The following is a 24,980-nucleotide window of genomic DNA, read 5'->3' as shown; positions in this document are numbered from 1 at the left end:
CTGCCAGTCGGGTGGGTGGCCGCGGATCACTGTTCGATGGACGTGGGAGAGCTCTGTGTCATCTGGATCGCTGGCGGGCGGTGTGGCCGTGCGGGTGCGGTCGGACTGGGCGCGTGTGTCGGGCAGGTTGCGGACGCGTGGTGGCGCGGCGGTGGCCGGATTGCTGGCGCTGGTGTTGGTAGCGGGTGGGGCGGCTGCGGTGGAGCCGTTGACCGGCCGCTCGCTGGGGCAGGTGCTGGCGGCGGACGCCGGTGGCGTGGCCGAGGAGCCCTGTACGACAGTCGAGCCCACAATGGCGGCGGCGTTCGAGATGGCCGTCCGGTGCGGGCACGAGGTGGCTGCTGAGGACTCCTACGACGCCTGGTCGGCCGAGTGGGCCCAGCCGGACGGTGTCGCGGTGCGGTGGGAGTCGTCGTCGGCCCCTGTGCGTGCCAAGTCCGACGGCGGGACCTGGACGCCTGTGGACCGGACGATCGAAACCGTCGATGCGGACGGCGACGGCCGTCTGGACGTGGCAGCCTCCGTCTACGACGTGTCGTTCGCGGCGAGCGACGACGAGCCGCTGGCGCGGGTCGAATCGGGGGAGCACTGGCTCGAGTTCGATGTCCCGTTCGCGCTCACCGCGCCGGTAGTCGACGGCGACCAGGTGACCTACCCAGGAATCCTGGACGACGACGGGCTGGACCTCGTGGTAGCTGCCGATGCGCAGGGCACGGGTTTCGACGACGTGATCCGGGTGGCTGACGAGCAGGCGGCGCAGAACCCGGCGCTGGCCGAACTCACCTTCGATGTCCAGGTGTCGGCAGGCCTGACGCTGCGGGAAGCAGGCCACGGCTTCGTTGCCGTCGACGAGAACGACGAGGAGGTCTTCACCTCGCCGGTTCCGCTGATGTGGGGTGAGCCCGAGACCGATGTCCCTGCCACTGGGGCGCGGACGCTGAGCTCGGCGGACAACGCGAACGATGGCTCCCGGCACGAGTCCGTTCGTGGACCGATGGTGGGGAACGGGATGGCTGAGCTCCCGGCGGTCCTGGAACGGCGGGGTGACTCGGCCGCGTCGGTGACGATCGTCCCGGACGCGGGAATGCTCGCCGGAGAGGGAGTGGACTTCCCGCTGTCGATTGACCCTTCGGTGTCCGGTGTCTCCCTGAACGAGTGGGCCGGCGTGAAATCCCGATGGCCCGACTCGAACTCGGGATACAAGTTCCAGGATCGTGAGGCGGGCGACCACGGGGTGGGCCTCTGCGATCCGACCTCGGGATACGGGAACGACTGCGGGCTCCTGTCGAACCACCGGGTGCTCTACGAATTCAACGTGGCGAACGTCGGCAAGCTGAAGTCGTCGGACATCACCGGCGCCGAGTTCTCGGTCTCGGGCGTGCACGCCGCGACGTGCACGCGGACAGCGACCGCTGTGTACCGGATCGGCGCGAACAAGGTCTCCTCGTCGACGACGTGGAACACGATGGGATCGTGGGGGACACGGGTGGCGTCCCAGGGCACGATCCATCGTGACGGCTGCACCGGACGCAAGGTGCGCATCGGGTACGAGGTGACCTCGTCCGCGAAGACCGTCGCATCGTCCGGGTGGAGCTACCTGACGCTCGGCCTGAAGGCCGATGAGTCCTCGATGCAGGGCTGGAAGCGATACGCCGGTTCCCGCTACGGAAGCAACTACGACCACGGCGCGACGCTTTCGGTGACGTACAACCGCCCGCCGAACACGCCCAAGTACCTGCACACCTACGAGGGCTCGGAGAACAAGTGGTGTGCGTCCTCAGCGGATGCACCGTACCTGTCGACCGTGCGGCCGAAGCTGTCGGCGTACATCAAGGACCCGGACGCGACACAGGTGCGAGGGCGGTTCCAGGTGTACCGAGTCTCGAACGGCACCAAGGTTTGGGGCAAGTACTCCTCCTACAAGACCAGCGGGAGCCGGCACACCCTGCAGCTCCCGACCGGTGAGCTCTCTTCGAACGTGAAGTACCGCTGGCGGGTGGCGGCGCAGGACTCCTCAGGGAAGCAGGGCTCGTGGTCCGAGTGGTGTCACTTCATTCCCGACATCGTCGCGCCCAACAGGCCGACGATCGAGGTCGTGGCGGGGCAGCCGGCCGAGTACCACCAAGACGTGGAGACCGGCGGGATCGGTGTGTCCGGCAAGTTCAAACTGGGACGCAACGGCTCCGGTGACGTGTCGCGGTTCGAGTACTCCTTCGGCACCGACACCATGGGCAAGAAGATCAGCGTCGGGTCGGGCGGGTACGCGACGATCTCCTTCACACCCTCGAAGCCGGGGCCGACGACGTTGTACGTGCGGTCGCGCGACAAGGCAGGTAACCCCTCGGACGGTCGGCGAGTGTGGCACATCGACGTGGCCTACCCGCAGGCGACCGGTGTGTGGCAGATGGACGAGGGAGCCGGCAGCATGGCAGCCGACTCCGCCGGCTCGCTGGTGCCTGCACCGTTGGACTTCTACGGGGCGACGACGTGGACAACCGGCCCTCACGAGCTCTTCGGTTCCCGGGACGGAGACAACGCGCTGTTGCTGGACGGCGTCAACTCCCGCGCCGCAACGCAAGGCCCGGTGGTCAACACCGATGAGGCATTCGTGGTGTCCGCGCATGTGTACCTGGACGAGAACGCGGACCTGTCGCAGCCGTACACCGCCCTCTCCCAGGACGGGGAACACATCTCGGCCTTCATGCTGGGATACCGGCCGTCGTGTGCCACAGAAGACCCGTCACAGGGCTGCTGGGCCTTCAGCATGTACGGCCCGGACCGAGACACAAACGTGTACATCCGTAGGGCGCTCTCGTCGTTCCCCGCCGTACCTGGCCAGTGGGTGCATCTGGTGGGCGAGTACGACGGGCAGCCCGGACAGCCGGGCTACGTCAGGCTCTGGGCGTGCGAGGTCGGCACTTCCGAGGATCCCAAGCCAGGCGAGCCGGTGACGAGCGTTTCCGCGAACACCCGTAGCTCTTGGGCAGCCACCGGCCGTTTCCTCGTGGGCAGGGCCAAGTGGCAGTCCACACCGGTGTACTACTGGCCCGGCCTGGTGGACAACGTGCGCGTGTTCGACGGGCAGGTCGTGGCCGAGGCCAAGATCCGCCGGCTGTGTCAAGGCGCGGAGGCCCAGGCGTTCGAAGCCGGGCCGGACGGTGTCGACGACGGGGACGTGGCACTTGACCCGACGATCAAGGACCCGGAGCAGTGATCCGGCTCGGTGGCAGTGCCGGATCGAGGTCGGCGCGAGCACCGGAGCCAGGAACGCCGAACGACGGAGCGTCGGTGACCGGGAGCGATGTAGTGACGAGCAGCCGAAGGTCGCGCCAGGTGGCCCGGACGGATGGGGCGAGGATCGTGAAGCAGGTGGCAAGCCGGACGGCGTCCGGGTTGGGTGCGGTGATGGCGCGTACGGCGCGGCGCGGAAAGCCGGCAGGGGTCGGCCTCGTCGCCGCCGCCGTCGCCGTGACGCTCGGCGTGCAGCCCGTGCTCGCGGTCCCTGCGGCGGCCGGGGTGGAGTGCGTGACGGTCTCGGACGACCAGGCCACTGCGCTGAAGGTCGCGCACGCCTGCAAGCTGGAGGTCGAGGTCCGCTCCGAGCGCACCTCCTGGACCACCGTGTACGCGACGCCGTCGGGCACGATGCGCGTGGAGTCGACGGCGCTGGCCGAACGCGCCCTGGTGGACGGGGCGTGGCTCCCGGTCGATTCCCGCGTGGTGTCCGGAGACACCGGCGACGGCCGCCTCGAGGTCGCGGTGAGCCCGAACGAGCTGACGTTCTCCGACGGCACCGCGGGGCAGTCGCTCGCGTCGATGGTGCGTGACGGTCACGAGCTGATCCTCGATGCTCCCTTTGACCTGACCGAGCCGGTCGTCGACGGCGACCAGGTGACCTACCCGGATGTCGTCACCAACGGCGTGGACCTGGTGGTGAGCGTGAACCCGGATGCGACCGGCTTCACCGAGACCCTGGTCTTCGCATCACGCGAGGCGGCCGAGCGGGCGGAGAAGAAGGTCGGCCTCGACGCGCTGACGTTCCCGCTGACGACCTCCACCGGGCTGCAGGTCACTCGGCAGGAGGGTGGTCTGGTCGCGACCGACATGTTCGGCCAGGAGATCTTCACCGCTCCGGCGCCTCGGGCGTGGGACTCGACGTCACGAGACCTGACCGGGACCGATGACACCGCCAGGTCGTCCTGGCGGCTCCCGGCTCAGGAGGAGGTGACCCCGCTGCGGGCTCGCGGGCCCTCGGGGTGGGAGCACCTGGCGGGCGACGGCGTTGATCCGGCCGACCTGTCGGTGCACGCACGATCGGCTCTTCCCGGCGACCGGTCCACCGGTATCGGGGTGGATCTGGTCCCCGCTGCGCCGCGTCATCAGGACACCGCGGCTGCCGAAGAAGTGGCCGGTGGAATCGGAACGGCTGGTGTGCTCGGCGGCACGACCGCAGGTGGACAGCCGAGCCCGACCGGGGGCCTGACCGTCGGCGGTGCGCCCGCCGCGGGTGATCCTGGCGTGGCGGGCGGAGCCGGCGCTGAGGGCGAGCGGTCCACTGTCGGAGTGCGGCTCGAGTTGGACACCGACTGGCTGTTCGACGACGCGACGAAGTTCCCCGTCTATGCGGACCCGGCGTTCTCCGGATCGCCGAACGCCTGGCTGATGGTGCACGAGCCGGCCGGGGGCGAGACCGCGCAGTACATGTTCGACGGCGACGAGGGTCTCGGCCTCTGCGACGTGGACGTCGCGGCCGGTTGTGTCGCCGACTCCCGTTTCCGGCTCGGCTGGCGGTTCGACGGCCTGGACCAGATCGGCCTGATGGACGCGAGCCGGATCACGAGTGCGCAGTTCTCGGCAAGCGGCGAGCACTCTTGGGACTGCAACCCTCGCGGGGTGCAGCTGTGGCGGACGAGCCCGTTCGATGCGGCCTCGGACTGGGCGTCGTGGGGCGCATCGGCCTTCGTGGAGGAACTGGACGAGCAGGTGGTGTCGCACAAGACGGCGTGCGACAACGTCAAGACGGTGACGTGGGACGCCACCGCCGCGGCCAAGCGGCTGGCCGAGGTCGACGGCGGGTCCGTGTCACTGGGGCTGCGTGCCACGAACGAGCAGGACATGACCCTCGGGTGGAAGAGGTACCACCACGCGGCGTCGCTGACGATCGAGTACGAGCCCGAGCTCGACAACGGGGGCGAAGGCCAGGACCTGGCCGCCCGCAGCGACAACCTCGCGCCCGTCATCGACGACGCCGACACCCCGGACACCGCGGCCCCGGCCGAGATCACCCCGGAACCCCGCAGCGAGGAGCAGCCGCCCGACCCCGCCGCGCCGGTCGAGGAACTGCCCGCGGGTGGCGTCGCGGAGATTCCTGTGACCACCGAGCCCACGCAGGTCGACGTCGGAGGGCTGGACCTGACCGTGGCCGCTCCGGCCGAGGGCGAGGCGCCCGACCAGGTCGTCGTGGATGTCGCGGACCAGGCCTCCACGGAGGCCGACGGCGTCACGGGAGTCGTCCTGGAGGTGACGGACAGCACGCCCGCCGGCACCGCGGCCGCGGGTGAGACTCGTGCCGTCGAGGCGACCGTCGACTACGGCGAGTTCACCGAGGCCGCCGGTGCGGACTGGGGACGCCGCCTGCAGGTCATGCGCATCCCGGCGTGTGCCGAGGCGACCCCGGAGGCGCCGGAGTGCCAGCCCGAGCTGGTCGAGACCTCGAACGACGAGAACGCGCAGACGCTGACCGCGACGCTGGAGATTCCGGCCGCGGGTGCCGAGACCGTGGAGCAGGTCGCGTCGTCCGGATCGGACGAGCAGACCAAGGCCGGTGAGCTCAGCACCGAGAGCGAGTCGACGAGCGCGAACGCCGTGCAGGCGGAGCAGACGATGACGGCGGCGGACGCCGAGACGGGGGACAAGTTCGCGGTCACGTCGGGTACGTCGTCGGCGTCGGGTGACTGGGCGGCAACGCCGATCAACCCGACCGGCGAGTGGTCGGTGTCGGGCGCGACCGGCGCGATGGGTTGGACCTACCCCGTGACCGTGCCGTCCCCGGCGGCGGGTCCGGCCCCGCAGCTCGCGATCGGCTATTCGAGCTCGTCGCTGGTGGGGCGCGTGTCCGGGGCGAACAACCAGTCGTCGTGGATCGGCGACGGCTGGGACCTGACCACGGGGTTCATCGAGCGGTCGTACGTGCCGTGCGTGGCGGACCAGGACGCGGACGGCGGTGACACGCCGAACAACGCCACACGGGACACCGCGGACCTGTGCTGGGACGGCGAGAACGCGGTCATGTCCCTGGGCGGGAAGACCACGAAGCTCGTCAAGAACACGTCGGCGTCGTCGAGCACGAAGGCGATCTGGGTGCCCGAGGCCGACGACGGCACGCTGGTCGAGCAGATCCTGCCCGGCGGGCCGAACGCGACCGACCGCGGATCGAAGGAGTACTGGCGCGTCGTCACCGTCGACGGGTCGGTGCACACCTTCGGGCGCGACAACCGGTTCGAGGGCGACAGCCTGGACCAGGACTCCCGCTGGACCGTCCCGGTGTACGGCAACCACGCCGGGGAACCGGGGCACGCCACGGCGTTCGCCGACTCCGAGCGCGTGCAGGCGTGGCGGTTCAACCTGGACCACGTGACCGACACGCTCGGCAACACGATGTCGTACACCTACAGCGCGGAGACCAACCGGTACGCCGCGGACGTGGGGCGTGACGGCGACAAGACCTACACCCGCGGCGGCACCCTGAAGCGGATCGAGTACGGCACCCGCACCGGTGAGGCCGGGCACGCGAACGCGCCCTACCGCGTGGAGTTCGACGTGGCCGAGCGGTGCTTCGGTGGTTCGGCCGAGTGCCCGACCACCACCAAGCCCACCCGCTCCGAGATGAAGCGGTGGCGCGACACCCCGATGGACCTCATCTGCGTCTCGGGTGACGACTGCGAGTCCTACGCGCCGGCGTTCTTCTCCCGGAAGCGCCTGACCGGCATCACCACCCAGGCGCGCATCGACGGCGCCTACCGCGACATCGACACGTACGGCCTGCAGCAGAAGTTCCGCGACCCGGGCGACGGGACGGGCAAGCTGCTGTGGCTGCAGTCGATCACCCGCACGCCCGGCGGTGACCCGGATGCGGCTGCCGTCGACCCGCTCAAGACGTGGTTCGCCGGGGAGACCATGCCTGCCCGTGTGGACCACGAGAACCTGACCGACGGCCTGCCGGCGATGAACCGGTTCCACGTGACCGACATCGTCAACGAGACCGGCGGGATGGTCTCGATCAGCTACAAGGATTCCGACTGCACCCCGGCCAACACGCAGGACACCTCCCTGGCGGCGCAGGAGGCGAACACGAAGAACTGCTTCCCGGTGCGGTGGCACGTGGCCGGGGAGGACGAGGCGCACACCGAGTGGTTCCACTCCTACCTGGTGAGCTCGGTGACCCAGACCGCGGGTGGAGTGCGCTCGGGTGGCGTGTCCGGGCACGGTGACCCGGACCAGGTCACGTACTACGACTACAAGGGCGACGCGGGGTGGGCGCGGCTCGACAACCCGCGGCTGGACGAGCCGGTGGACCGCACGTGGTCGGACTTCCGTGGTTACGCGCAGGTCGTGATCCGACAGGGTGAGGACGGTCCGTCCGCGCGGACCAGGTACCTGCGTGGCCTGGGTGGCACGATCACCGCCACGGCCGGCGACGTCTCCCGGCAGGTGGACGATCACGAGCACCTGGCCGGCATGGTCGTCGTCGCCAAGGCGCTGAACGGCACCGACGGGAGTGGGGACGAACGGGTCCTCTCCGAGACCGTGACGGACCCGGTCGTGGTCGAGGGGATCACGTATGACGGCCTGACAACGGCACGGACGAAGTCGATGACGACAGTCTCGGCGTTGCTGGGCGCGAACGGCGTCGTGGACCACACCACTCGGACGTCCAAGACGATGGACGAGTACGGCAACACCACGCAGGTCAACAACGAGGGGGACCTCGAGGTCGGGAACGACCAGACCTGCACGCGCTCCGACTATCACGACCCCGGTACGACCCACATCACCGGGGCGCTGAAACAGACCATCACCCGTGCCGGATCCTGTGACACCCAGGACGACGGCACGCCGGGCAAGCTGATCTCGGCGACGCGGGTCTCCTACGACCAGCAGGCCTACGGGCAGGCCCCGACCGACGCGTTGCTGACGGGGACGCGGAGCATCGACCCCGAGAGGGACCCGCAGGTCGGGACGACCTTCGAGGCAGTCGGCTGGTCCACCAGCGACCTGTACACGACGACGACGTTCGACGTGCACGAGCCGGGGAGCTACCCCGGCGCGCTCGGCCGTCCGGTCGCGGTCACCGATGCTGCAGGACGGATCACGCGCACGGACTACGCCCTGGCGGGCGGAATCCTCACGCAGACGACGTCCCGTACACCCGATCCTGACGGGACCGGCCCTCTGACCGCGCACACCGCAACGACGACACTCTCGAAGTACCGCGGCGTACCGACGAAGGTGACCGACGCCAACGGTCGCGTCACGACCGCGGAGTACGACCGCGCCGGGCGGCTGACTCGCGTCTGGCTGCCGGAACGGCAGGGCAAGAGCGCGAGCCTCCGGTACGAGTACACGATCTCCCCGTCCGGGATCAACGCGATCACGACGCGGACCCTGCGTGCCGACGGCGCGACCTACCAGAAGGCGACATCGCTGTTCGACGGCCTGGGCCGGGACATCCAGACCCAGACCGAATCCGTGGACGCGGCCGATCCCGGCCGGATCATCACGGATATCCAGTACGACGAAGCAGGTCGCGTCTACCAGGTGCAGGGCCCGTGGTTCGAACCCGACACGTCACCCGGGACCACGATCGTCGGGACCGACGACGTCCCCGAGGCCACCACGAGGATGGTGTACGACGACGCGGGACGCACCACGGCGGAGATCTTCTTCGACAACAACCCGGACAACCCAGATTACGAGCGGTGGCGTACCCGCACGGTGTTCGACGGCGCGACCACTCTGGTGATCCCGCCGGCCGGGGCCGTTCCGACGTCCACGACCGCGGATGCTCACGGGCGCACGACTGCTCTCACGCAATATGTGCGCGAGTACGGAGACCCCGGCGCGGACGCCTATCCCGACACCGCGGGCGAGGTGCGCGACCTGCCGGCGCAGACCACGACGTACGAGTACGACCACGCCGGGCGAATGGTCGAGGTGGTCGACCCGGCGGGCAATGCCTGGACCTACGAGCACGACCTCGCCGGCCGGCAGACGCGAACGGTCGACCCCGACCGCGGGGTGACCTCCACGACGTACGACGTGGCAGGGCAGCCGGTGACGGTCACCGACGCGAACGGCACGCTGGCCTACACCTATGACGCGCTGGGCCGAGTCACCTCCCTGCGCGATGACAGCCCGTCCGGCCCGCTGCGCGCCGCATGGACGTACGACAAGTACGCCCATGGTCCGAACGCGGGGCAGACGATTAAGGGCATGACGACAGCCGCGACCCGGTACACCCCGGACGGGACCGGCGACAGCGATACGGACGCCGACGAGTACGTCACGGCAGTCACCGAGGTCGATGCCGCGTACCGGACGATCGCCTCTCAGGTGATCCTGCCGGAGGGCAACGCAGATCTGGCCCTTTTGGGCTCGTCGGCCGAGGACCGCACGTTCGAGACGCGGTACTCGTACGTGGCGGACGGGCAGGTCGAGTCGGTCACGTACCAGGGCGTGGGCAACCTCAAGCGCGAGACCGTCACCACCGGGTACACCGCCACGGGCATGCCTGAGTGGATGGCCGGCGGTTTCGGGTGGGGCACGTATGTGGCCGAGGCGCGGTTCAACGCCTACGGCGAGCTGCTGTACCAGGACCTAGGGAACACCTACGGCACCGTGGTCTCGTACCAGTACGAGCCCGGCACGCGCCGTCTGGAGCAGGTGTCCCTGGACCGCGAGCGGATCTCGGGCAAGGACCTGAACCTCAAGTACGCGTACGACCAGGCGGGAAACATCCTGTCGGCCAAGGACGTGCCCACTCATGAGGGCATGGCTGCGGACCGGCAGTGCTACACGTACGACGGGCTGAACCGCCTGACCGAGGCGTGGACCCCGGACAGCGGAGACTGTTCCGAGGCGCCTTCGGTCGAGGGTTTGAACAACGGGGTGGCGCCGTACTGGGAGTCGTTCGAGTACGACTCCCTGGGAAACCGCACCTCTCACACCCTGCGGACCCCCGACGGCAGTGACCCGGACGGCGGGACTTCGGGTGGCGAGGAGGTCGTGGGGGACTATATCGTTCCGGGTGGTGCTGGAGGCGGTGGTGAGCCCGCCGCGGGTGACTGCACGGCCGATGCCGAGGGGCCGCATCAGGTTGCGGCGGTCTCTACCCAGGCTGCGACAGGTTCGGCGTGCCAGACATTGACCTACGACGGCGCGGGGAACACCACCAGCCGCACCACGGTCAGCGACTTCACCGATGTCGTGCAGGACCTGACCTGGGATGTCGAAGGCGAACTCGTCGACGTGGCTACCGCCACGACCGTGTACGAGGAACCCGTGGACGAGGGCAGCGACGAGACCGGCGATGGGGGCAGTACCGCCGGTGAGCGGGGTGCCGGAACCACGACCACGAGCAACGTGTCCATGGTGTACACGGCCGATGGCGACCGCGTGCTGCGCAACCAGGACGGTGTGGTGACGCTGTATGTCGGGGGAGGGCAGGAGGTCGCCCTCGACACGGCCGCCGGTACGGTGACTGCAACGCGCTACTACGCGTTCGCGGGGCAGACCGTCGCGGTGCGCACCGACCGTGGCATGGGCGGGGTCACGTCCCTCATCAACGATCCGCACGGGACTCCGCTGGCGAGCGTGCACAACACGGCGCTGCCTACTCAGGGCATCACCAAGCACCACACCCTGCCCTTCGGCGACGCCCGCGGAGACGGTGCCGCACCACCGGGAGACCATCGCTTCCTGGGCGCACCGCAGGACGCTACGGGCCTGGTCATGCTGGGTGCCCGCTACTACGACCCCACTACGGGACGGTTCCTGTCGGTCGACCCGATCATGGACCTGACCTCGCCGCAGCAGTGGAACGCGTACTCCTACGGCAACAACAACCCGAACAGCTACACCGACCCCGACGGCCTCGAGCCACGGCCCTGGCATGATCCCGGCACTCCCATGCCTGATCCGGGCGATGTCACCGAGCGTGATGACGACGGAGCCCCCCGAACCGGGGGCGGCGGTGGCACATCAGCACCGCCGATCGAGGTTGAGGACGGTGTCAGCGAAATCATCCCCGTGGACTCCGACGGCCGTGCGGACTTGTCCGCATACGACGCGAAGGTCGAACTTGGGCAGATCAACGAGCTGATGCCGTGGTACCTGACCACGGCCGGCTGGTTTGACGTCATGGTCACCGATTCGCTCAATTTCTGGATTGATACGGCCCGTGCGATCGACGATCCGAGGTTGTTCACCGAGTTCTGGGGCAGCGTAGAAGCGTGGGAGCGGGAGCTTGATCTTGAGCTGAAAATGATGGCCTTGGGTGTCGCAACAGGCGGAGTCGGCCTAGCCCTGAAAGCGGCAGCAAAGGGCGGAACCAAAATCACGAAGACCGTGATGAAGGGCGCCTGCAGTTTCGCCGGTGCGACTCTCATACTCATGGCCGACGGGTCACACAAGCCGATCGAGGATATTGAGCCCGGCGACGAGGTCATCGCCACCGACCCTGAGACGGGCGAGCAGGGCGCCCGCGAGGTCACCCATGTCTGGGTGCATCAGGACGACCTGTTCGAGTTCGAGGTCGATGGCGAACTCATCGTCACCACAGAGGACCACCCCTTCTGGTCGGTCACGGACCAGGCATGGGAGGGCACACAGAATCTGGAGCGTGGTGACCAGGTCCTTACCGCTAGCGGGCGCACCGCGGCTGTGACCCGCGAGGTCGACCCCGAGACGCGCGAGACGAACGCCGCGTACAACCTCACCGTCGCCGACCTGCACACGTACTATGTACTGGCAGGTGCAACTCCCGTTCTCGTTCACAACAGCAACTGCGGTGGTCGCTGGAAATTGGGCGAAGACTATTCCAAGCTTAATAAGAATGGCGTCGCGCCATCCTTGTCTACCATGCGTAAGCGATTTTGGAAAAATGAAGCGGCGGAGGTGGGCGCCGCAGATCAATACGGTGCCTCGAACGTTGCTCGTATGAAGCGGGGATCGGCGCCACAGCGGCAGCGTCCGGACGGATCGTGGGAATCAATGGAGCTAAGCCACGAACCTATTCCCGAGCGGGATGGTGGTATGGTGCTCACACCACGATGGCCAGAGGATCATGTAATTATGGATCCTGGCGGATACCGTAGGCTCCCGCCCGATTACTAAACTCTGCGGACGGGCGGCGCTGGCGCCTTCTGGCGCCGTGCTCAAGCGTGCGGTTCAAGTCGGGATGATGTAGGAGGATTCAGGTGAGCACAAGTGGAGCTCAGGCGGCGGCCTTCTTCCGCGAGATTGTTCAGACCCATACCATTTGGTGGGTTCGAGACGACGACGGCAGTCCGACGCCTGTCTCAAGTTCTGGGCGACCAGTGTTTCCCTATTGGTCATCGGAGGCCCGCGCGCAGCGCGCCGCTGAGCTATGGGGGTCCCAATTCCGCGCTGTCTCAATGCCGCTGGATCATTGGCGAAGCGCGGCTTTGCCGGATCTAGCCGAGGATGAATTTCGGGTAGGGATTAATTGGAGTGGGCCGCGTCTGACCGGATGGGACTTCACTGTCGACGAAGTGGTCAATCGTCTCGTTCACGCGCTCGGCGAACCGCCGTACGACGGATAGATTCGGCTGAGTGACAGCGCGCGGGTGCAGCTTGAATTGTCTTCTTAACCTCGACCGCTGATGAGCCGCTCGGCAGTTCGCTACTCAGTGGCGCGTCGGTGATGGTGTCCCATTGAGGTTTTCTCGCCTCATTCCGTAGCCAGGGGCGTTGCGAAGTTGATCTCCGGCCAGGGTCTTGCGCCAAGGGCTTTTCAAAGTTGATCTGATGTGCCGGTGATGATGGCAAAGGCTCGTTCTGGCTTGCGGTTGCAGGCTCTGGCCTCGATCATTCACATGGTGGGTAGCCCGGCCTGACGGTTTCGTCTGATGTGTGGCTTGGCCGTGTTTGGCTGCGTTTCGCTGTCGCGTGTCGCTGCGGGCGCCGGTTCCGGCCGGGGGGCGTGCGGTGGCTCCGTTCTGGGTGTTGGCGGGATGGGTGGGGTGCGGGTCAGGTCACGGCGGGCAGGGCCTGGAGGCGGTGCCAGGCGGTGGCGATCGCGTGGGTGTGGGGGTGGTTGCGGTTGAAGCGCAGCCATTTGCGGCGGGCGTGGTGGGCCAGGCGGGCGGGTAGGTGGTAGACGAGTTCGCGCATCGTTGCTGGTTCGGCTTTCGCGAGGAGCGGGTGGTCGTTGAAGGCGAGCAGTCGGGTCCAGATATCGAGGTCACGGGCGATGCCGGTCAGCAGTACCCAGGCGGTGTTGATCCGCCAGGACGCCGAGGGCAGCAGACCCAGCCCCGTGGTCTTGGAGGCCCTGACATGGTCTTCGACGACGGCGTGGTGGCGATGCAGGACATCGAGCCACTGCGGGTGACCGCTGCCCGGGATTCCCTGCATCCGGGCGATGTTCGTCGCGGTGATCGCGTACTTCCAGCCCGTGGCCTTCTCCAGGGCAGTGACCTTCCCCGCAGCCCGGTCGCGCGGGGCGATCGGGACGCGGCGCACGATCAGGCGCATGGCCGCGGGCCAGCCGGGTCGCTTCGCCAGCCCGGTGAGCTCGGCGACATGCCCGTACTCGGACCCGGTCTCGTCGTGGGCCTCGCCGTAGTGGATGGGTGGGGCGATGGTGCCGTCCTGGTCGAGGTAGGGCGCCCAGACGTGCTCGGGCAGGGCCTTGATCGCCGTCTCCTCGAGCTTGGTGACGGTCCAGCCGATCGTCCAAGCGACGCGGCGCCGGGTGGTGCTCAGCCGTTCCAGGTGGCCGATCGTGTCGTGGGACGCGCCGGCGCCGTCGATCCTGACCGGCAGCTTGGAGTGGCGGCCCTCGTCGGGGATCTGCGCAAGGACCTCGCCCAGCACGGTGACGTGGTCGGTGGCCGTGTTCGAGCCGGCGTTCCCCGGCCGGGGCAGGATGCTCAGGGCCTCGCCGGTGTTCGCGATCCACCCGCCCAGGTGATGGTGCCCGAACCCGCCCTTGTAGGTCCCCGTGGCGTTCTGCTTGCGGGAGTGACAGCCCACGATCGTGGCGTCCAGGTCCACCACGACCCACCCGTCCAGCCGTTTGCCGCCGACCTGCAGCCACGGGAACCCGCCCGGGCGCGCGGCCAGCATCCGCCACAGCGTCCTGCGGCTTCTGGCACGAGCGCGCGACAAGCGCTTCAGGACCCGCTCGTCGACCGAGTCCAGGGTCCGCCACAGCGTCGAGTCCGACCCGCACGCCCCGAACGTCCCGGTGTGATGAGCGAGCATCCGCTCCACCTGGGACAGGTTCCTGGCCCCGGCAGCGATCGCCGACGCCGCGCCCACCAGCACCGCCCCGCGACAGATCCGCTCGACGCGGCCTGGTCCGAACACCTCCCCGATCCGCTCGGTCAGGCCCACAGCGTCGGCGGTCTTACACAGCAGCACCACACCCGCGTTCGCGACCAGCCCTTTACCGTCCCCCGTCAGTTCCAAACGCGCATCCCACGCGGTAGTCTCGCCCACCAGAAAGGTGCTCCGATCCTCAGCCCGACACGTCCCTCGACAAGACGCATCGTGCCAGATCAGAGCACCTTTCCCATGCCTTGGATCACCTCACCCACGAAGGATCGAGGCTAGCCATGCACCCAGTCTCGGGGCGTGACGCCCCTGTCCAGGCGGTTCGCTCGATGGTTCCTGACTGGCTCCTTTTCGGCGAGGATTGGCTCGAGGGCACCGGACGTGTTTGTGCGGCGCAGCGTTCAAACATGGACATTTCAGTTGACATCGTTGCGAAATATGTCGACCTTGTCGAGAACAAGCGCTACCGCATTTTCATTATAACGTGCGATCAAACACTTGATGAACAGTTCGGATATGCGCTCGAGTCCGCCAGGGATATCAATTTAGGTCTCGATCAAGTTTACGGACTTCCGTTTGCCATGTTCGCCTGTGGTGATGATGGAGTTTCCGGTCCTGTAATCCTCTTGACGGATGCGGATTATGTCCTTGTTGCTGGCAGGGTGAAGGAGGTGACGCACGTCCTAGGTGATCCAAGCGATGTGCGGGCGGAGTTTGCGGAGGACGCTCTTGATCCGGACCCTTCAAGGAGGGCGGTATTGGCGCGAGCGTTGGCGGCTATGGACTGGATCCTCTCCCAGCCCTGAGTGGGGACTGTACGTTCTTCGGCTCTGGCGCACACGCCGCACCGCCGAGGGCCGCACCAAGAAAGAGATCCGCCGCTGCCTAAAGCGCTACCTCGCCCGCCAGATCTACCGCATCCTCAACACCGCGGCGCGCACCTCCGCCGCGCCAGCCGAGGCCACACCCTGACCACTTGACAGACATAGAAGGATCTCAGGTCCTTCAGGTGTGACACCTGACGGGAAGGGTGTTACTCTGCTGGTATGCCGACCTTGAAGCCGCGTCATGCGATCACTGAGACCGATTCTGTGGCTCATGCGCTGGCGGTGGCTCGTCGGCGTTGGCCCGGGGAGCCGGCGAGCCGGCTGCTGACGCATCTGATCGAGGAGGGTGCTTCGGCGGTCGAGCATGCGGACGATGCCGAGACGGTCAGGCATGAGCGTGCGGTCGCGGCGTTGACTGGGCTGGCTGACTACTATCCGGACGGCTATCTGGAGGACGTGCGTGAGGGGTGGGGCGAGGAGTGATCGTCGCCGATGCGAACATCGTGATCGCGGCTTCACGTCCGGAGCATGTTCATCATGGTGAGGCAGCCAGGATCGTCGTCGAACACGGCCGTGACGGGATCGTGCTGCATTCGCTGACGATGGCCGAGGTCTTGGTCGGACCGGCCAAGTCCGGTGAGCAGGTTGAGGCGCGGCAGAAGCTGCAGGAGGCTGGGTTCGGCCTTTCGCCCGAAGGCGATCCGTCTCCGGAGGAGCTGGCTCTGGTGCGGGCGACGGCCGCGCTGAAGATGCCCGATGCCTGTGTGCTCGCGACTGCCGAGCGTCTGACAGCTGACTTGGCGACGTTCGATGTTCGGCTGGCTCGTGAAGCCAGGGCACGCGGCGTGCGCGTTCGCGGACTATCGGAGTAGACGGCCCTGCCAGCACGACGGTGCTGGATCCGCGGCTGCGTGGGGTGCCGCTGGCAGTGACCGACCCGAATGGGAAGGTCGCCCGTGTGGCTGAGGTGGTGGAGACGACCGCGGCCGATGCGGATGGTGATCACGCCGCGGTGTGGACGTATGGGTATGACGTGCTGGGTCGTCAGGTCACTGCCGAGGACCCGGGCCGTGGCATGGCCGCGACGGTGTACGACCTGGCGGGGCAGACTCTCACGGTCACGGATGCGAACGGGGAGTCTCTGGCGTATGAGTACGACGCGTTGGGCCGGAAGGCGGGCATGTTCGACGCCGCGGTGAACGGTAGCGACATCACGCTGGGCGGGCAGCGCGCCGGGTGGGTGTTCGACCGGCTCAATCCGGGGAACACGCGGTGGTGTCCTACGAGTACGAGGAGGGCACGCGCCGCCTGGAGGGTATCGCCCTGGACCGGGAACGTGTCTCGGGCACGGATCTGGATGTCACGTACACGTACGACGAGGTCGGGAACATCCTGTCCCAGACCGATGTGCCGGGCGTGGAGGGGCTTGAGGCCGACGGGCAGTGCTTCGCCTACGACGGGCTCAATCGTCTGACCGAGGCGTGGACGCCGGTGGTTTCGGGTTCGACGGCGGACTGCGCTGCGCCGAAGGATGTCGCCACGTTGGCGGGTCCTGCCCCGTACTGGGACTCCTGGTCGTTCGAGGGCAACGGGAACCGGCAGGAGTGGGTCCACCGGACCCTGGACGGGACCACGACGACGGCGTACGAGTACGACCCGGCCAGCCCGCACCAGGTCACCGGTGTCACGGTCGATGCACCCTCGGCCACGATCACCGAGGCGTTCACCTACGACCAGGCGGGAAACACGACCGGGCGGACCACGGTCACCGAGGGGTCGGCGGCCACGTCCACGGGTGAGACCGAGACCCGCACCGCGACCCAGGGGCTGGACTTCGACGTGGAGTCGGAACTGGCCGGAACGACCACGGACACGACGTTGTCGGTGCAGCCGGCCGACCCGGAGTGCGAGGTGCCCGACGGCGAGGACCCGGAAACCTGGTGCGACGGGCAGACCGGGACCGGCGGTGAGCCCACCGTGACGGACGAAGGCACGATCGCGACGGAGAACATCTATTCCGCCGACGGTGACCGGCTCGTGCGCATCACGCGCGCGGCCGCCTCCAGTGGTGGCACGCCGCTGGTCACGGGAGTGACCGCGTATGTCGGTGGCGGGCAGGAGGTCACGGTGGATGCGGCCGGTGAGGTGTCCGCGGCCCGCTACTACACGTTCGCGGGACAGACCGTCGCGGTCCGCACGGGCAAGGGCATGAAAAACGTGTCCTCCCTGGTCGCCGACCATCACGGCACCCCGCTGGTCTCGATCCCGAACACGGACTGGGCCACCGAAAAGGTCGTACGCCACCACACCACCCCCTACGGCACCGCCCGCAGTGCGGACCAGCTCCCGGGTGACCACCGCTTCCTGGGCAAGACCCGCGACGCGTCGACGGGTTACACCCTGGTCGGAGCACGCTGGTACGACGAAACCCTCGGCAGATTCCTGAGCGTCGACCCGGTCATGGACCTGACCGAACCCCAGCAATGGCACGGCTACGCCTACTCAAACAACAACCCGGTCACCTACAGCGACCCCACAGGTCTCACCTTCACCATCCCCGATGCTCCTGGAGGACAAGCCGGGCCCGACCGTGGGAACGGAGGATCCGGCGGTGGCGACTCTGGAAGCGGCAGCAACGCAAACGGAGGAGGCAACGACGGAGGATCTGGCGCCTCTGACGGCCCAAGCGGTACCACCGATGAGGTTGTCATCATCGTCACGTCCGACAACCTTATCTGGAACGGATCAGACTGGGTCCTCGGCCCTCAGGAGTGCCCGGGATGCTGGGGAATTCCCACCGGGGTCCAGCCCACGGTGTACCCAGACAACCGACCGGATTGGCTACGTGATTTCGAGACCGACCACCCAATCATTGCGGCCTTCACCGTCTCTGACTGGAGCAACTGCTTCTACCAGGGCGGCAAGGACGGGGGCTGCGTCTTCGTAGGGCTTGAAATCGGTTTGACGCTCTTTACCGGCTACGGCGGACTGGCTGCCAAGGGTGTCTTCGGTACTCTGAAGGCAGGAAAGGCGGGTGCTAAGGGTGATGCGCTCGCCGCAGCGATGGGCAAGGCGAACGAGCTCGCCCCGATTCGCCCTGGCAGGGCGAGGGCCACGGTGGCGGAGGCAATCGGACTGCCACAAGGTGGCACGATCGCGTACGGAAGCAAGGTTGGCGATGCGCCGGCGCTCAACTCGAGAATCACTGTGATCCTGGATCGTATCCCCGCTGGCGAGCGGGGCGCCGGGCATGGTCACTGCGGGCTTGCTCAGTGCTTGTCGGACGCTCTGGACAATGGGATCGATCCGACTCGCGCCGATGTCGCTGCGGTCCTCGTTCGCGCTCGAGTTGACCACCCTAAACACGGATTGGGAATCGGTCCTTGTCCCAGCTGTCGACCGTTGGTTAATGAGTTCGACCTAAACTTCGTGACTGGCGAGTAAGGGAAGTCTAGATGATTTCGAACGAAACAATGCGTACCCTTCGGCGTGCTGGATGGACTGAGGGGCGGGTCGTTGACACGATTAAGTGGCGATTAGCGTTGGAGAATGATGGATTCAGTATCAATGCGGCGGCGGAAGCGTTCCTGGCAGAATTCGGTGGCCTTGCAGTTCCCGAAGGTGGCCCAGGTGTTGCGCGGTTCCGGGGTGCGCTGGTGTTTGATCCCCTGCTCTGCATTGGCGAGGAGGACCGCTTTGCGGAGTGGGGGCGGTTGGTAGTCGAGCCGCTCTCTCCTATCGGTGAGCTCGAGGACGGCAGGTTTCTGCTCGGCATGGACGCGAAGGGTACTGTGTACGCTGTATCCAGTCGCTTGGGGAGGTTCGACGGCGCAGAGACCGCTATCGATGCCCTGGTCCTAGGAGGGGCTATTGAATGGCTCGTTTGACGACGTCTTAGAGGCGCTTCTATGTCTGTCAAGCTGGGAGGGCGAGGGCGTTTTCCTGGTCAGGAGTCTGTGGATTCTGCGGGTGAGGTAGCGCTTGATCTGTCGGCGGATCTCGCGGTGGGTTCGGCCTTCTGTGGTGCGTTTGCGCACGTAGGAGCGGGTCTCGTCGTGGATGAGCATGCGGACGAGGGCGGCGATGTGCAGGGCTTTGTTCAGTCGCCGGTCGCCTCCGCGATCCAGGCGGTGGCGCTCGGCGTGGTTGCCGGATGAGGCAGGGATGGGCGCGGTGCCGGCGAGGCGGGCGAACGCGGCCTCGGAGCGGACTCGGCCCGGGTAGGCCCAGGCCGTGAGGATGACCGCGGCGCAGTACGGTCCGATGCCGGGCTCAGCCAGCAGGTCAGGAGCATGCTGCGTGACCAGGTCTCGTAGGGTCCGCTCGTTGTCCTTGAGTTGCTCGTCGAGGTCGGTGACGCGGGCCGCGAGACGGACGGCCTCGGCGCGGGCGACGTGCTGGTCGAGTGGTTCGGTTCGGGTGCACCAGCTCTTGACGGTGCGGATCTGGGCGGCGGTGAGGGGGCCGCAGGCGTCCAGGCCGAAGCCGTGGGTACGCAGGAGTCCGGTCAGGGCGTTGACCTGTGCGGTGCGTTCGGTGGTCAGCCGGTCCCGGGTCGAAGTCAGCACCTGCAGCGCCCCGGCGACGGCTCCAGCGCGGTGGTCACGCAGCTGGTCAGCGGGAAGCCCGAGGACGTCCCGAGCAGCACGCTGGGCGTCGAGTTCGTCCGTCTTGGCGCGCGGCCCTTGCCGCGCGCCGGGGTCAGTGCCTCCACGACGCGGTATCCGAGCCCGGCAAGGTGCGCGGTCGCCAGCCGCCCGTAAGATCCGGTCCCTTCCATGCTGATCAGGACCGCCTCGGGCGTGTCGACGGTACGGCGAGCGATCCACGTCGACGCGCGGGCGAGCCCGGCAGGGCTGGTGGGAACGACTGGGTGTCGACCACGGCGCCGGTGCTCGATTCGATCACGGAGTAGACGTGGGCGCGGGCGTGAGTGTCGACCCCGATGACGAACATGTACGCCTCGGCGACGGTCGGCGTCGCGGGGGTGGTTTCTGCGAGCATGGACACTGCGATGTTCTCCTTCAGCTGGACGGACGTCGTGGCCGGCGTCGGTCTGGGTAGGAGTCACCGCGGGACATCACTGTTAAGGGTCACGACCCCGCAAGGGATCGGACATGCTTCTGATCAGGTCATCGAGGTGGGCCAGACCGACGCCGGCCCGCCCGGCACGCGGATCTCTAACAGAGCACGCCGAGGAACGCCTCGGCGGCCAAGCGTTATTCGAGCCACGCGCACCGGACGGGACGACGCCAGCCTGACCAGCCGATCCCAGACCAGCCACTCGAAGACTGACAGCGCTATTCAGCGGCGCGGGCCGGGTCATGAGCTGGTGAGGTCGTGACCTGCTGGGATGCTGGCGGGAGGCAAGGTTCGGCAGATGGCGCACGGGCCCGCTTCCGGGAGGCGCGGTGGGTCGTGGGATCGACAACGAGAGATACCATGAAATTGAACCGGGGGATGGCGTCGGCCGACAGCCGGGCATTCAGGGGAAATGACCAGATGGCAGCAGTCTGTAACGTTGTTTCCCGGGGAGGGTGCTCTGGGGCGGCGGCGCAAGAACTCTTGCGAACAGAATTCGGGGTGGAACGGGCTGCGGTAACCCGATCCGGAATAGCCCGGGGGATCTCCGATCAGGTTTCGTTGTGGTTCCGCCGCATTTATTGCCATGGGGGCGTTGTTTGGCGCAATTGGGATTCTTCTGGCTCCTGATGTGGTGACGCACCCAGTGTCGCTGATCTCGGTCATCCCTTCGCTTGGGCTGGCTTGCCTGGTGATTTTCATTGCTTTTCGTCTGCGTATAGTTTCAGAACGGGGCGGAGGGGTTACCATTTTCCGATTTCCGCGCGGATCGGATCGTGTCGAGCCGGGAGCGGACGTACGCATTTCGCAGGAACCGCATGACATCTTTTGGTTTATGAGTCTATGGGTTCCTGTGATTCTGAAGAAGAAGGAACCCGCACGCTGACGGCGTGGGGCCAGTACGCTTTCCTGGGTGGCAAGTGGTTAGCTCGGCGGCGGGCGCGCGTCCTTCAGTCTTGGCTGGATGGTACGAGCTGAGATGGCGGTCTCTGGTATTGGCAGACGCATTGAAGATTTTCGCATGGTGGCAGCGGGTGGGCGGCGCGTCCGTCATCCGAGGTTCTCCACTCAGCACCTCCGATCAGCCCCCTCCCCAAACTCCGGCACCGCCCGCGCCTCCGCCTCCTCGGCGCTGGTGGCCGGCCCGTTCCGCCGGATGTCCTCGATCAGCCATTCCATCTCGGAGATCTCCCGCCGCTGCGCCTCGCTGATCTCGACGGCGAGTTCGCAGACCCGCACGTCGTTCAGTTCTGACCGTTCCGACCGGGTGATGGCCAGCGAGTGGTGGGGGATCATCCCGCTCATGAACGCCGTATCTTGCACGGTGATCTGGCTGCGGTCCAGGAACGCCCCGCCGGCGAGCAGCAGGGCGCTGACGGCAACGACGGCGATGTTGGCCTTGACGCTGCGGTACATGTTCAGCATCCACGCGAGCATGACCAGTCCCATCGCGCCGCCCATGGTGAGCGCCATGAAGACGCGGCTCTCGCTGAAGCGCACGTGACTCCACTCCCAGGAGCCCACGAACATCGTGAAGTACATGACGACCATGCCGGTGAGGATCATCGCCGCGAAGCGCAGGTACATGGCCCGGGAGTGTTCCGAGGCGTCCTGGTGTCCGCCGTCCTGATGCCGCGCGTTCTGCTGTTCGGCGCTCTCGCGACGTGCGTGCTGTTCGCTCATGGTGCCTTCCTCTGCTGGAGCCGGCCCGGTGCGTCCCGGCGACGGAGCGTGCCGCGCAAGCCGCGCGCGGATGTCGCTGGTCCGGTACCCGCCGGCGCGCAGGCTATGCACCGCACCCACCGCCGTCGTCGTACGCCGTCCGTGCCGCGACCAGGGTGTGCGTGCCGCTGATGCGAGTGACCGGCCCGCTTCCTAGCGTGGAGGGGACCCCGGCGGCGTGGCTGGCGCCCCGCCGCTCCACCCACGCGAGGAGCAGCGATGAAGACGACCACGATGGTGGAGACCTACCCGAAGTCCATCAACCTCGACCGCACACAACTTGCGGGCGTCATCGACCGGATCGTCGAGTGCGCCCAGGCCTGCACCGCCTGCGCGGACGCCTGTCTCAGCGAGGACTCGGTGGCCGACCTGCGCAAGTGCATCCGCACCAACCTGGACTGCGCCGACATCTGCGAGACCACGGCTCGCGTGCTGTCCCGGCACACCGCCTACGACGCGAACATCAGCCGGTCGGTGCTGGACGCCTGCATCACGGCCTGTCAGGCGTGCGGGGACGAGTGCGAGCGGCACGCGGGCATGCACGAGCACTGCCGCGTGTGCGCGGAGGCGTGCCGAGCCTGCGAGTCGGCGTGCCGCGAACTGCTGACCACGATGAGCTGACGCCGGGCACACGAACAGGCGGCGCAGGTCTTCCGGCCCGGCGCGGGGACCTGACCCTGCCCGTGGGGTGAGAATGCGGGCCGGATTCGGATACGCTCGGGGTGTTGTGAATGTCGTACTGTTCTGTGCGAGTGTTCCGGACGTCTTCACGAGTTCATCCCAGGAGGAATCGTGACCTCTGTGCAGCCTGCGGGTGCATCGCCACTCGAGGGAAAAGTCGAGCAGGCGCTCGACGGGGGGAGCAGGCCACCGGTGGGCCGGTATCGGCTCGATCTCGCCACGGGGGAGTGGGCATGGTCGGACGAGGTCTACCTGATCCACGGCTTCGAGCCGGGTGAGATCGTGCCGACGACGCCGCTCATGCTGTCCCACAAGCACCCGGAGGACCGCGGGAGGGTCGACGGCGTGCTGCGGCGCGCCGCGGAGACGGGGCAGACGTTCAGTTCCGTGCACCGCATCCGTGACGCCCACGGCGAGACGCGCGTCCTCGCCGTCACGGGCCAGGGCAGGCGTGATCCCGCCAGCGGGAGGATCACGGAACTCGTCGGCTACTTCATCGACGTGACCGACTCCCACCGGGCGGCGGCGCAGCGGGACGCCACGGCGTCGATCAAGGCGTCGGCGGAGCGCCGCGCCGTGATCGAGCAGGCCAAGGGCATGCTGATGGCGGTCTACGGCGTCGAGGAGGTGGAAGCTTTCGAGATGCTGCGCGAGACGTCGAACCGCACGAACATCGCCGTGCGCGACATCGCGGACACGCTGGTGGACCTGATCTCGGGACCCGAGGTGACCGCTCTTCCCACCCGGGACGCGATCGAGGCGTTCCTGAAGGATCCCGAGGCGCCGTCGGGCGGCTGAGCCGCACGCCCGATCCTCACCAGGGCCAGCTCGCCACGTCTGCCCGTCGGCTGCCGGCTGACGCTGCCGCCGGCCGTCGCGCCAGCCGCTCCACCGCGCCGGACACCTGGTCCGGCGTCACCGACGCGAGGCACGGGTGCCCGAACACGGGACACCTGCGGGCCTCCGTGCCCCGGCACGCCGCACCCTGGTCACCCAGGACGAACTGGGGCACGCCGTAGGGCGCCCAGTGCTCCAGCGGGACGACGGGCGCGAACAGGCTCACCACGGGCGTCCCGACGGCGGCCGCGAGGTGCGCCGGCCCCGTGTCACCCACCACGGCGCACCTCGCGGCTCGCAGCACGGCGGCCAGCTCGGCCAGGCTGGTGCGCCCGCCGAGGTCCACGGCGTGATCCCCGGCGACGTACGAGGTGAGGTCGCGTTCCACGGCCGAGCCGGTGACCAGGACCTCCCAGCCGTCGCCCGCCAGACGCTCGGCGAAGGCCCGGGAGCCCTCGGGCCGTGGCGCCCCGGAGGAAGTCGAGGCGCCCGGGTGGAGCACGACCGTGTCGCCGCCCGAGCCGCCGGGGCCACCGATCGCCGGCGCCGCCGGCAGCGAGGGGTGCACGGCGAGCAACCCGTCGTCGTCCGGTGAGAGCTGGGCGCCGGCCTGGGCGGCCAGTTCGAGGCATGCCTCCACCTCGTGCAGCCACGGCGGCCTGCGGTGGCGTACGTCCAGCAGGGAGCCCGGGTCGTCCTCGCTCGTGGCGACGATCCGTCGCACGCCCGCGAGGCGGGCCAGGAGCGCCGTCGGAAGCGGCGACTGACGGAACGACGTGAAGATCACCGCCAGGTCGTAGCGCCGGGCAATCAAGCCGGCCACGAGATCGAGGGCCGCCTCCGGCGACACCTGCGGCGGGTCGGGTCCCGACCAGGGGGCGTCGAACCGGAGCGTCTCGGTCACCCCCGGCAGCAGGGCCGCGGCCTGCGCCCCCGCGCCGGAGACCAGGAGGTCCACCTGCCCGTAGGTCGCGGCCAGCGCGCGGATCGCGGGGCCGGTCACCAGCACCTCCCCGTCGCTGCCGAGCCGCACGGCGAGCACCCGCACGGCCTGGTCCGCCGCGCCGGACGGGACGGGGGAGGTCTCCGCCACCACGTGCCCGTCCGCGGCGGGCGCCGCCGACAGATCATGGGACGGAGCGTTGCTCCCGAGCACTCGCACAGTGACCTCCACACGTGGCCGTCACGGGGCTTCTTCCGGTTCAGCTTGCTGCGGTTCACTCACGTTCTCAGGCCCGGGAACCACTCGCA

General features: G+C 67.8%; 13 protein-coding genes and 2 pseudogenes. 11 read left to right on the top strand and 4 right to left on the bottom strand.

The features are described 5' to 3' along the window. Window positions 1-55: 55 nt before the first annotated feature. The 3 genes from EDD34_RS11715 (at window position 56) to EDD34_RS21600 (ending at window position 12,842) form a co-directional block, all read left to right on the top strand. On the top strand, window positions 56-3,214 hold the full coding sequence (locus EDD34_RS11715; protein ID WP_123814728.1) for a LamG domain-containing protein: 3,159 nt from the start codon (window positions 56-58) through the stop codon (window positions 3,212-3,214). A gap of 155 nt (window positions 3,215-3,369) precedes the next feature. Beyond that, window positions 3,370-12,393 carry a polymorphic toxin-type HINT domain-containing protein gene (locus tag EDD34_RS11710; RefSeq protein WP_123814727.1) on the top strand — a complete coding sequence of 3,008 codons (9,024 nt, stop codon included), beginning with the start codon at window positions 3,370-3,372 and terminating at the stop codon, window positions 12,391-12,393. A gap of 83 nt (window positions 12,394-12,476) precedes the next feature. Beyond that, window positions 12,477-12,842: a DUF2750 domain-containing protein gene (locus EDD34_RS21600; protein WP_123814726.1), complete on the top strand. Its 366-nt coding sequence runs from the start codon at window positions 12,477-12,479 to the stop codon at window positions 12,840-12,842. 427 nt (window positions 12,843-13,269) lie between these two features. Here EDD34_RS21600 and EDD34_RS11700 read toward each other — a convergent pair whose 3' ends face one another. Then, window positions 13,270-14,715: an IS1380 family transposase gene (locus tag EDD34_RS11700; protein WP_211341568.1), complete on the bottom strand. Its 1,446-nt coding sequence runs from the start codon at window positions 14,713-14,715 to the stop codon at window positions 13,270-13,272. Between the two features lie 272 nt (window positions 14,716-14,987). On the opposite strand from EDD34_RS11700, the gene EDD34_RS11695 reads away from it, so the two are divergent. The 6 genes and pseudogenes from EDD34_RS11695 to EDD34_RS11665 all read left to right on the top strand — a co-directional run bounded on the left by EDD34_RS11695 (window position 14,988) and on the right by EDD34_RS11665 (window position 19,294). Beyond that, complete coding sequence (locus EDD34_RS11695) at window positions 14,988-15,386, top strand: hypothetical protein (RefSeq protein ID WP_123814725.1); 399 nt, start codon at window positions 14,988-14,990, stop codon at window positions 15,384-15,386. Window positions 15,387-15,420: 34 nt separating this feature from the next. Next, window positions 15,421-15,552, top strand: a pseudogene (locus EDD34_RS11690) (IS110 family transposase); the annotation flags it as partial. Between the two features lie 74 nt (window positions 15,553-15,626). Beyond that, window positions 15,627-15,890, top strand: a complete 264-nt coding sequence (locus EDD34_RS11685; protein WP_123814724.1) for a hypothetical protein — start codon at window positions 15,627-15,629, stop codon at window positions 15,888-15,890. Next, on the top strand, window positions 15,887-16,279 hold the full coding sequence (locus EDD34_RS11680) for a type II toxin-antitoxin system VapC family toxin (RefSeq protein ID WP_170177056.1): 393 nt from the start codon (window positions 15,887-15,889) through the stop codon (window positions 16,277-16,279). The genes EDD34_RS11685 and EDD34_RS11680 overlap by 4 nt, the downstream gene beginning before the upstream one ends. 400 nt (window positions 16,280-16,679) lie before the next feature. Then, window positions 16,680-18,851 (top strand): RHS repeat-associated core domain-containing protein, encoded by a 2,172-nt coding sequence (locus EDD34_RS11670; protein ID WP_246012346.1) that lies wholly within the window; start codon window positions 16,680-16,682, stop codon window positions 18,849-18,851. A gap of 11 nt (window positions 18,852-18,862) precedes the next feature. After that, the gene (locus EDD34_RS11665; protein WP_123814720.1) at window positions 18,863-19,294 is read left to right on the top strand and encodes an SUKH-3 domain-containing protein; all 432 of its coding nucleotides are present in this window, start codon (window positions 18,863-18,865) and stop codon (window positions 19,292-19,294) included. On the opposite strand, the pseudogene EDD34_RS11660 reads toward EDD34_RS11665, so the two are convergent. After that, a pseudogene (locus EDD34_RS11660) lies at window positions 19,265-20,411 on the bottom strand (IS110 family RNA-guided transposase). The gene EDD34_RS11665 and the pseudogene EDD34_RS11660 overlap by 30 nt on opposite strands. A gap of 1,146 nt (window positions 20,412-21,557) precedes the next feature. Then, a complete protein-coding gene (locus EDD34_RS11655) occupies window positions 21,558-22,172 on the bottom strand; it encodes a DUF305 domain-containing protein (RefSeq protein ID WP_211341567.1) in 615 nt (204 codons plus the stop codon). A 258-nt stretch (window positions 22,173-22,430) separates the two neighbouring features. On the opposite strand from EDD34_RS11655, the gene EDD34_RS11650 reads away from it, so the two are divergent. Together EDD34_RS11650 and EDD34_RS11645 are read left to right on the top strand one after the other, a co-directional pair. Continuing rightward, window positions 22,431-22,832: a four-helix bundle copper-binding protein gene (locus EDD34_RS11650; protein WP_123814719.1), complete on the top strand. Its 402-nt coding sequence runs from the start codon at window positions 22,431-22,433 to the stop codon at window positions 22,830-22,832. 171 nt (window positions 22,833-23,003) lie between these two features. After that, the gene (locus tag EDD34_RS11645) at window positions 23,004-23,690 is read left to right on the top strand and encodes a PAS and ANTAR domain-containing protein (protein WP_123814718.1); all 687 of its coding nucleotides are present in this window, start codon (window positions 23,004-23,006) and stop codon (window positions 23,688-23,690) included. Window positions 23,691-23,706: 16 nt separating this feature from the next. On the opposite strand, the gene EDD34_RS11640 is transcribed toward EDD34_RS11645, so the two are convergent. Continuing rightward, complete coding sequence (locus EDD34_RS11640) at window positions 23,707-24,891, bottom strand: glycosyltransferase family 9 protein (protein WP_246012344.1); 1,185 nt, start codon at window positions 24,889-24,891, stop codon at window positions 23,707-23,709. Between the last annotated feature and the right edge of the window lie 89 nt (window positions 24,892-24,980).

The organism is Myceligenerans xiligouense (assembly GCF_003814695.1).
Lineage (GTDB): Bacteria > Actinomycetota > Actinomycetes > Actinomycetales > Cellulomonadaceae > Myceligenerans > Myceligenerans xiligouense.
Note: the sequence above shows the minus strand (reverse complement) of the source record. Positions and strands in the feature narration are given on the sequence as shown.